Origin of the sequence: Pseudomonas sp. Ga0074129 (genome assembly GCA_001465025.1) — a bacterium.
GTDB lineage: Bacteria > Pseudomonadota > Gammaproteobacteria > Pseudomonadales > Pseudomonadaceae > Aquipseudomonas.
Window position 1 is genome coordinate 1 of the sequence record LNDO01000032.1, and the last position, 9,901, is coordinate 9,901.

Consider the following 9,901-nt stretch of genomic DNA (forward strand, 5'->3'; position numbering starts at 1 on the left):
CGTGGCCTGTGCATCCGCAAACGCACGATAGTGCCGCCTCAAGTTGAATTGAGACGGTCATGGATAAGTTGGCGAAAGCGTTAGGGGAACGCATCCGAATGCAGAGGAAGGCCTGCCGGATATCCCAGGATGCATTGGCGCTGGCGTGCAGCATCGACCGCAGCTATGTAGGACGGATCGAGCGTGGCGAGGTCAACATCACCGTCGAGAAGCTATACCGCATCGCAGGCGAACTCGCCTGCGAACCTTCAAGCCTTCTGCCACAGCTCTCTGAAATCTAACCCAAGCAAGTAATACAGTCAGACAGCAGCACCGCTATTACCTTGCCCCAAACCGCCAGCAGCCGTCAGCATCTTCAAAATCACCAACGCAAACGCACGGCTCTTGGTCTCGTTATCCAGCACTTCCAGCGATAGCTTCTCGTGGTCGGTCATGGCATCTAGCACGGTGTCCAGCACGCGCTTGGGGAACAGGCCGTGCATCACTTGCTCCACCGAGTGGTTGTTCACCTGGGCCATCACATCCTCCTGGCGACTGATGCGGTTGGCGATGCCGGTGAGAAATTGCAGTTGGTCCTCATCGCTCACCTCGGCACCGAAGATATCGTTCAGCGCCTCAATGATTTCCGATAGCCGCTTCTTCTCCGGGTCGTGGGGTTTGCCGCTGCCCAGTCCTGTGGCAGGTTCTAGACCGTAGTCGCCTTGCTCCTCGCTCAGGCGCAGTTGGTGTTCGGCGCGCTTGGTCAGGCGGTAGTGGGTCAGTTGCAGCTCGCCCACATCCACGTCTTCCTGATCGAGGCGATCCACGCGCAGCAGCGGGTGCAGGTGCTTGGCGTACACGCACAGCTGCTCCAGCTCGCGATCTTCGTAGGGGATGATCTGCGAAAGGAACTCGTACAGGCGCACAAAGCTCTGCAGGTTCTTCTTGAACAGGTCGAGCTGATCCACCTGCTCGCCAGCTTCCTTCACTGCTGCCTCGGCCTTTTTCAGGCCGGCGCTGTCGCCGTTCTTCTCGGCGGTACGCTTGAAGTCCAGCGCATGCTGGCGTGATTCCTGGGCCAGCTTGTAGCGCTTGGCAAAGCGCTCCTTGGCCGGCGCGCAGTAGTAACTGAGTTTGCTGGCGGCGGCCTTGGGGTCGAAGAAGGCGATAGCAAACGCCGCCACTTCTTCCCAGTGGTAAATGCCCTCGGCATCCAGCTTCTTCTGCAGGTCATAGATCAGCTGCGGGTCGGTCACGTCGGTCAGCTCGGCCTTGGTGTAGTAAGGCAGGAAGGCGTCGAGAATGTCCTGGGCGTCGTTGAAAAAGTCGAGGATGAAGGTCGGCTTGCTGTCGCCAAAAGTGCGGTTGAGGCGCGACAGGGTTTGCACGCAGTCCACGCCCTGCAGCTTCTTGTCCACGTACATGGCACACAGCTTGGGCTGATCGAAGCCGGTCTGGTACTTGTTGGCGGCGATCATCACGTTGAAGTCCTGGGTGTCGAAGGCTTCCGCCAGGTCACGCCCGTTCAGGCCGGGGTTGAGCAGGCTGCTGCTTTCCGTCACCTCTTCGGGGATCACCCCGTCCGGCAGCACGCTGCCGGAGAAGGCCACCAGCGGATGCACGTCGCCGTAGCCCATCTGCTTCACATAGGCCTGCACCGCCAACTGGTAGCGCACCGCCTCCTGCCGGCTGCTGGTGACCACCATGGCCTTGGCCTGACCGCCCAGCAAGTGGCGGATATTGGCGCGGAAGTGCTCGACGATCACCTCAACCTTCTGGCTGATGTTGTACGGATGCAGGCGCACCCAGCGCGCCAGCTTCATGCGCGCCTTTTTCGACTCCACTTCCTCGTCTTCGCCGTCCGGATGGGCGATCTTCCAGGCGGTGCTGTAGGTGGTGTAGTTCTGCAGCACATCGAGGATAAAACCTTCCTCGATGGCCTGGCGCATGGAATACAGGTGGAACGCCTCGGGCTTGTTGTCGGGGCCGCGTGGCTGCGTTGGATCAGGCTCACGACCGAACAGCTCCAGCGTCTTGGCCTTGGGCGTGGCGGTAAAGGCGTAGTAGCTGATGCGCTCGTTGGGCGCGCGGGCGGCCACGGCGGCGTCCAGCAGCTCTTCGGCGCTGATCTCTTCAGCCTCCGGGGCATCGCTGCCGAGAATCTGCTTCAGCTTGCTGGCCGATGAACCGGTCTGCGAGGAGTGCGCCTCGTCGGCGATCACCGCATAGCGGCCGCTGGCCAGCTTGGGGTACTTGTCCAGGGCATCGAACAGCGCCGGGAAGGTCTGGATAGTGACAATGATGATGCGCGTCTGCTCGGCCAGCGCCTCGGCCAGTTGCTCGGATTTGCTCTGGCTGCCGATATCGCGGGTGATGCACTTGACCACGCCCTGGGCGTGCTCGAACTGGTAGATGGTGTCCTGCAGCTGTTTATCCAGCACGGTGCGGTCGGTAATCACGATCACCGAGTTAAACAGGCGCTGGCCCTCGGCATCGTAGAGCGAGGCGAGCTGATGCGCCGTCCAGGCAATCGAGTTGGACTTGCCCGAGCCGGCACTGTGCTGGATCAGGTAACGCCTACCCGGGCCTTCGGCGCGGGTGGTGTCGATCAGCTTGTTCACCACTTCCCACTGGTGGTAGCGCGGGAAGATCAGGGTTTCTTTGGTGACGCGGTTGCCGTCAGCATCTTCCTTCACGCTCTTCTGCAGATGCAGGAAGCGACCCAGCACCTTGAGCCAGGCATCCGGCTGGAACAGGCGCTGCCACAGGTAGCCGGTGGCGTAATGGCTGTCGTCCGGCGCCGGCGGGTTGCCAGCACCGCCATCGAGGCTGCCGAGGTTGAACGGCAGGAAGAAGGTTTCCTTGCCGGCCAGCTTGGTAGTCATCGCCACCTCATCCTGGCTCACGGCAAAGTGCACCAGCGCGCCGCGTTTGAAGCTCAAGAGCGGCTCGGGTTTGCGCGTCAGCGGGTCTTTGACCGGGCGGTCGTAACGGTACTGGCGCTTGGCGTTTTCCACGCTTTGCTTGAACTCGCTTTTCAGCTCCAGCGTGGCGACGGGAATGCCGTTGACGAACAGCACCAAGTCCAGACGCGGGTTGTACTCCCCTTCGCGGTAGTGGGGCGAGTAAGACACCTCCGGCACCACACGCAGGCGGTTGCGCTGGTAGCGCTTGAGGGTGTCCGGGTTCATGCCGTGGTCGGGCTTGAAGCTGCAGGCCTCGATCTTCACCCCCGGCAGCTTGAAGCCATGGCGCAGCACATCCAGGGTGCCGTCCTGCTCCAGCTCGCGCACCAGCTTCTGCACCAGCACGCTTTCCGGGTTGTTCGGATTGGCCTTGGCGAACTTGTCCCAGCGCTCCGGCCAGGCGTCCTTGAAGTAGCCGAGAAAGTCCTCGGCATACAGCGCCGTGCGCCGGTCGTAACCGCTGGCCGGGCCAGTCAGCCAACCCTGGGCGACCATGGCGGTGATGATGTCCTGCTGGAATTGCGCTTCCTTGCTATCCGCCATTTATACGGCCTCTGCTACGGCTAATTCGGGAGCTTGGGTGCTGGCCGGTGGCTGCCAGCCGCGTACGTCGATTTTGCCGGTGACGGCGGCGGAAATTAGGGCGGAGCGGCGTTCTTGGAGCAGCCTGACGCTTTCATTTGCATCGCTGGTTAAGGCACCGAATTTAGAGATTACATCGTCGAGAAAGGCTGCAATCTGCGCTTGCTCTGTAATCGGGGGAACAGGAATCAATAGATTGGCCATCGTCTCGGAGTAGATAACCTCAATCGTTGTTGAATTGCTCATCAACGACAGCTGCGTTTTCAGCAGGTGACTTTCTTGAATTAGCCGACAAAGGTATGACGAAGTGATCTTCGACTCATCCACCTGAACCCGGAGTAAGCAAGGATGAAGAATTCCGACCTCGGCGTTATCTGGCAAAATGGCGGCTCGCCCAATCGTCCCTCTGGTTGTCACTAATACATCGCCAGGAAATGCAGTAAACCCTCTTAGCTCCGCGAACTTTTCCTCCGAAATAAAATTATCACCAGCACTGAAGTCGGCATCTATCACACTGCGCTGGTTAAAAACCTTATAAGGCCCTTCCTTCATGTCTTCCGATTTCAAATGACTCCCAAATGGCCCTGTTTTGATAGCGCCTGGCACAGGGGAAATGAAGTGTTTTAATGCGCCTACTTGCCAATGCGCCGGCACCTCGCCCAGCCACTCTACGCCGGAGTCTTTCATCGGCACCGTCGAGTCGAGGCCTTTGGTGACGGCGTGGGAGATCACGGCCTGGCGCTTTTCCTTGAGCAGTTCGATCAGGCGCTGCTGCTCTTCGATCAGCGCGTCGATTCGGGCGGTTTCGTGGTCGAGGAAGCGGGCGATTTGGGTTTGTTCGAGCTTGGTCGGGATTGCTGCTGGATGGTTCAGCAAATCGGCCTGGGTCATGCTCGGTAGGGCTGTGCTGGTCGAGTAATAATCAAATGGGATAGTGAGCGAGTTGTAATAAAAAAACTTCGCGCAGGCTCCTTTGGAAATCTCGGTGTAAAACATGGTGTCCACCGTCCAGAACCTGCCATTGATATAGAGCGGTTTGTCAATGGTCCCCTTGCGACCAAGCAAAACCGACTCACCCTCATAAAGGTACTGAGTGGCATTCGAGAACTGCCCTCCAGAACCAATTACTGGGTACTCTCCATCTGAGCTTTCAACCTCCTTGTAGTCTCTCCCATTGCGTATCTGCGCCATATTTTTCAGGGAGCCCATGACCCAATGCTCGGGGACTTCCCCCAGCCATTCAACCCCGGAATCCTTGTACGTCGGATGCGTCGGAAAGCTCATGCCGACAGCCCCTCGATCATCTGCTTGATGCGGTCGGTGCAGGCTTTTAGGTCGCGGTCGATCTCTGCCAGCGGACGTGGTGGCTGGAATACGTAGAAGTGGCGATTGAAGGGGATCTCGAAACCGACGATGCCGACTTCGCCGTCCTGCGCATCCCTCTTGCTTTCGTCGATCCAGGCATCCGGCACATGAGGTTTTACTTCGCGCTCAAAGTAGTCATACACCGACTCGCCCAGCGGCACGTTCTCGTTGTCGCGCAGGCCGGCATCGGCTTCCGGCTGGCCTTTGGCCAGGCAGATATCTGCTTCCGGGTCGCGCTCGCTCAGGGCGTTGAGGATGGCCTTTAGTTCAGGCGTGCTGGGCGATACATCATGAGCATTGAGCGTCTTTTTCAGTAGCTTGCTGAACTGCTCGCGGTTGCGATGCAGCACGCTGGCGTCCATGGCCTGCAGAGCTTCGAGCAGGCGCTGGCGGGCCGGGGCATCCAGCTTCTCGATGGCTTTTTCTTCCAGCACCTTTTCGATGCGCTCGGCGCTAGCCTGGAAGTTCAGCCGCAGCGGACGCTCGACGCTGATGCGCCGGTAGCCGAAGGCCTCGACGGGGAAGATTTTGCTCTGTGGGGTTTCCTCAAAGCGGCCATACAGCCGCACCAGCTCGTCGATCTGCTCCTCGGTGAGGTACTGGCGCTTGCTGCCCAGCGACTTGCGCATCTTGGCGAAGTGCTGGCTGCCGTCGATCAACTGCACCTTGCCCTGGCGCACGGCGGCCTTGTGGTTGCTCAGCACCCACACATAGGTGGCGATGCCGGTGTTGTAGAACATGTCGGTGGGCAGGGCGATGATGGCTTCGACCAGATCGTTCTGCAGCAGGTAGCGGCGGATCTCCGACTCACCCGAACCGGCGCCGCCGGTGAACAGCGGCGAGCCGTTGAGGATGATGCCGATGCGCGAACCACCTTCACGCGGGTCACGCATTTTGCTGACCAGGTGCAGCAGGAACAGCAGCGAGCCATCGGACACGCGCGGTAAACCAGGGCCGAAGCGGCCGTTAAAGCCCTTGTCGGTGTGCTCGTCGGTGATCTGCTTCTGGACCTTCTTCCATTCCACGCCAAACGGCGGGTTGCTGAGCATGAAGTCGAAGCGGCTGTCGGCCAGTTGGTCGTCGGACAGGGTGTTGCCCAGCTTGATGCTGGTGACGTCCTGACCCTTGATCAGCATGTCCGCCTTGCAGATGGCATAGGACTCGGGGTTCAGCTCCTGACCGTGCAAAGACACGGTGACCTGCTGGCTGATGGACTGGATGTACTCGTCGCCTTCAGAGAGGAAGCCGCCGGTGCCGGCAGTCGGGTCGTAGATGGTGACGATGCTGTTGGGCTTGAGCTTGTCGTCCTGCCCGGTGATCACCAGCGAGGTGGTCAGGTGCACGATATCGCGCGGCGTGAAGTGCTCACCGGCGGTTTCGTTGGAGCTTTCCGCGAACTTGCGGATCAGCTCTTCGAAGATGATGCCCATGCCGAAGTTGCTGATGCGCTCGGGGCTTAGGTCGGTGGCGGCGAAGCGCTGCACCACCTGATACAGCAGGTTGGCGGCGGAGAGTTGCTGCACGAAGTCTTCAAAGTGGAAGTGCTCGAAGATCTCGCGGGCGTCCTTGCTGAAGGACTGCACGTAGCTCATCAGGTCGGCGGCGGTCTGGGTGTCGGACAGCGTGCCGAGGGTCAGCTTCGAGGCATTGAAGAACTGCTGCCCGGCCGCGCGCAGCAGCAGACGCTCACGCACTAGATCAGGCCGGCCTTCCTGCGTATAGGACTCACGGATCACCGCTTCCTTGGTTGGCTCCAGCACACATTCCATCCGCCGCAGCAGGGTGAACGGCAGGATGATGCGGCCGTACTGCGACTGCTTGAAGTCACCGCGCAACAGATCGGCAATGGACCAGAGAAAGGCGGCTGTCTGGGAATGGTTTTCCGTGTTCACGCAACTGCTCCTAGAAAGGCATGCAAAGGCGCGAGTCTAACCTAGTCGTCCGTGATCACTTCACCTGCACCGCTAGAATTTTCTAGCATCCGCCACTTCGCCCCTGCTCCCAATCGACAGCCCCACAAGGCTAAGCGTTGTCGGATCGATGGCCGCTTTTAGCGCAGACAACTCGGCATCGTTGAAGCGCGGCTGTATTGAAACGGCTTGCCCCGTCGCGCTTCCCAGGATGATCGGTGCACCACTGTGCTTGGCCTTAATGGCCTCCTTAGCCTTTAGCGCCCGCAACTCCTTGGCGAGCAGGCTAAAGTTCATGCGCAGCACTGGGTCTTCGATGTACTCGATCCAATTATTGGGATCAGCTTTTGTTTGACCGCCCCTGGCCCTTAGCGACGCGAGCTTCCAAGCCTGGATCAGTTCCCGGTAATGCTCGCCGGTCGGATTGACGATGGACTTTTCGCCGGGAACCGGCAGCCCTCGGTCTTTACCAAGCGTGATGATGGTCTTGTAGGAGAAGTCCGAAGAATGCCGCTCATGCAGCAGCCGGCACGCTTCGTTGATTGCTTCCAGGCTGCGCTTACGGCGGCTATCGCTGGCCTCGCACATCAGCCGACCGTAGGTGTCCTGCGGCGAAACAAGTTGGTCACTCACTGATAGAAGCCTCCTGGGTTAACTGGCACACGCGAATGGGATTGGAGAGAAGCTGTCTGATCTCGGTCGAAATGCTTGTCAGCTCGGGCTCGTGAGTGTCTATATCGAGCAGCATCAGGTCGCCCGACAACAGGCCGTTGATCTTTTCCCAGGAACCCAAACGCTGAAGGAGAATCCGGTTCATCTCGTTGGCAACGACCAGCTTCTGTTCGTCGTCGAGCCTGAACATGGCCGGTGCCAAGCCGTTATTCTCGGCCATACGGTCGATAGCCTGGGCGATCAGAGGCACGGCACGCGTGGGGTTGGCCGAACGATAGATGGTCGCGTTCTGGCAGATTTCGGCCAGCAAATGGTAGTTCGTCTCGGAATCTTCAAAAACGACACCGACCTCGGCAAGATCACCACCGGCGATCAGTCTGACCCCATTCTCGCCGTCGCCGCTTTGCTCTCGCTCTCCTTCATTGATAAGTTTCAGACAGCCCTGAACGTAGTGATTGACGGCAACATAGTCAGCCAGAAGGCCATCGAGCTTCCCGGCGCTCTGCTCCTGGATTGCTCTCGACTGCTTAAGCTCTGCCTGCTCCTGCCGGGTGTCTAGCTGACTCGTTTGGCACAGGTCATAAAATGCTTGCTCCAAAAGTTCTACCTTTTCCGTGTACTTTTGAAAACGTGCGCTTTCCGCGTGAATCTCCAATGCGATTTCGTTGGCCAGCGCCACCAGCCCGCCGAGGAACGGAACTCCGGTAACGAAGAAGCGGCAGCGCGGGCAGTTCCTCTTACCGAGATAACCTGCCTCGACAGGTGCATAGAGACTTTCAACCTTTCTCTCAGCGATAGCCTCGCCGCCGATATTGCATGCGGCGCCTGACATAGGACAGATGCCGCAATCGAACACCATGCAGGCTGAGTTCGGCACGTCAGACTCGAGCAGCGAGCGATTACCGTCCGTTGCAATCAATTGATTGAGAAGCGGCTTTAATCCCTGCGTCCTTACCGTTTCGGCATGGCGCTGAGTGGCAATCTGAGCGGCGCGCTTTTCAGTCTCGCCCATGGCGCGGCGCATCTGATCGTTGTTCAGCTTGGTGTAGTAGATCGTCATCACCAGCGAGGCATGGCCGACCAGCTTAGAGATCAGGTGAATGGGCGCATCGCCGTCTGCGATGAACGCCGTAATCAGGCTGACGCGCAGGCTGTGCGGTGTGTAGGGACTGAGATAGCGCTGATTGTTGGCTTTGAAGTTTGGGCTTTCGCTGGCAAGGTTTTCGCCGGAGCGCTGAATCGCGTAGAGCAATGCTGGCAAGGTGTGGGTGAAAGCCGTTGTGGTGAACGCCGGCTGACCGGAGGCATCCGTACGGAATAGAAAGCACTGTGTGCCACGCGCCTGCAAAATCTTCTCATTGGTTTCGGCGCGAAGTTTGATGTCAGACCAGCGCGTCGGCTCTTTCAGCGGGTTGTACTTGGCTTGCCAGTCGCGCAGCAAGAGGAACCAATAGAGCAGATCATCAGGAATCCACGGAACTTCGTAGCCGCCTTCCTTGCGTCCGGTCTTGTTGGTAGTCACATAGAGCTTCGGGGCGTCATTCTCACCACGCTGCACAGCAGCTTGCAGGCGGCGTTTCTTACTCCCTTTCCCAGCCAGGGGGCTGGTGTTCTTCTCCCAACGGACACCGCCATGCTCAGCATCAAGAACGGCAATCTCGTCATCCGCCTCGCCGCTGTCGAGCCAGAGAATCTGTTGGCCGCGCAGCGGAAAACGCAGCAGTGTGTAGAGCGCCACGAAGCGAACAGGCGACCAAATCTGATAGCTCTTTACCACTTCGCGCTTGTCTTTCATCTTGCGGTCAGCCATGACCTCGCGCCAGATGCAGTTCGGATCGTCGCGGTCGATCAACGACTCGTCCACATAAATCCAGTCGGCGCGGGTCGCAAAGAAGTCTTGTAGGTGCGGCAAATCCGTCAGGCTGGGCCGTGTTTGCAATACCTGTTCGCCGTTCGGCACGAGGAAATTGCGCGCCCGGAGGATAAATTCATAACCGAGCGGCGGCTTGGTGGACTCGCTGGGCCGGTAGGCCTGCAAGCTATCGGCAAAGCCGGCCAGCACCGTTTGAAAGGGGTTCCGGTACTCAGCAAGCACAATGCGATCATCCGCGTCGGCATCGGTGCAGTGTTCATCCAAAAGCCAGCCAAAAAAGGCTGTGATAGCACCGTGATAAGGCCTTTTTAGGGATTCGGCTTGGGCCTCGATGAACTGCTGATAGGCCTCTATGGGGAATGTATTGACTCGCAGCAGCAGGTGCCTGGGTTCATCGGGCAACCTCTGAACCTGATAGAAACTGCCCACAAAAGCCCTGATCGCAGACTTCTTTGTGGCCTGAATTCAACCCATAAGTGCAACGCTCACCCCTGCATACACTTCGTACGGTGTCTTCCAGCCCAGGCGTTTGCGTGGGCGTAAATTGATCTTCG

General features: G+C 58.8%; 6 protein-coding genes. 1 reads left to right on the forward strand and 5 read right to left on the reverse strand.

What is annotated here, in order from left to right; translation table 11 throughout:
- Window positions 1–59 precede the first annotated feature (59 nt).
- Window positions 60–281 carry a helix-turn-helix transcriptional regulator gene (locus tag AUK77_RS01830; protein WP_296125548.1) on the forward strand — a complete coding sequence of 74 codons (222 nt, stop codon included), beginning with the start codon at window positions 60–62 and terminating at the stop codon, window positions 279–281.
- Window positions 282–299: 18 nt separating this feature from the next.
- Here AUK77_RS01830 and AUK77_RS01835 read toward each other — a convergent pair whose 3' ends face one another.
- From AUK77_RS01835 to AUK77_RS01855, 5 genes are all read right to left on the reverse strand, one after another.
- Window positions 300–3,488 (reverse strand): DEAD/DEAH box helicase family protein, encoded by a 3,189-nt coding sequence (locus AUK77_RS01835; protein ID WP_296125550.1) that lies wholly within the window; start codon window positions 3,486–3,488, stop codon window positions 300–302.
- On the reverse strand, window positions 3,489–4,811 hold the full coding sequence (locus AUK77_RS01840) for a restriction endonuclease subunit S (RefSeq protein ID WP_296125551.1): 1,323 nt from the start codon (window positions 4,809–4,811) through the stop codon (window positions 3,489–3,491).
- Complete coding sequence (locus tag AUK77_RS01845; RefSeq protein ID WP_296125552.1) at window positions 4,808–6,784, reverse strand: class I SAM-dependent DNA methyltransferase; 1,977 nt, start codon at window positions 6,782–6,784, stop codon at window positions 4,808–4,810. Before AUK77_RS01845 ends, AUK77_RS01840 begins: the two co-directional genes overlap by 4 nt.
- Window positions 6,785–6,856: 72 nt before the next feature.
- On the reverse strand, window positions 6,857–7,435 hold the full coding sequence (gene gmtX / locus AUK77_RS01850) for a gamma-mobile-trio protein GmtX (RefSeq protein WP_296125554.1): 579 nt from the start codon (window positions 7,433–7,435) through the stop codon (window positions 6,857–6,859).
- The gene (locus tag AUK77_RS01855; RefSeq protein WP_296125556.1) at window positions 7,428–9,812 is read right to left on the reverse strand and encodes a VPA1269 family protein; all 2,385 of its coding nucleotides are present in this window, start codon (window positions 9,810–9,812) and stop codon (window positions 7,428–7,430) included. Before AUK77_RS01855 ends, gmtX begins: the two co-directional genes overlap by 8 nt.
- Between the last annotated feature and the right edge of the window lie 89 nt (window positions 9,813–9,901).

What these genes read in the sequence shown, in the direction of transcription:
- AUK77_RS01835 (WP_296125550.1), bottom strand. Translation starts at nt 3,488, where the DNA reads ATGGCGGATAGCAAGGAAGCGCAATTCCAGCAGGACATCATCACCGCC.
- AUK77_RS01840 (WP_296125551.1), bottom strand. Translation starts at nt 4,811, where the DNA reads ATGAGCTTTCCGACGCATCCGACGTACAAGGATTCCGGGGTTGAATGG.
- AUK77_RS01830 (WP_296125548.1), top strand. Translation starts at nt 60, where the DNA reads ATGGATAAGTTGGCGAAAGCGTTAGGGGAACGCATCCGAATGCAGAGG.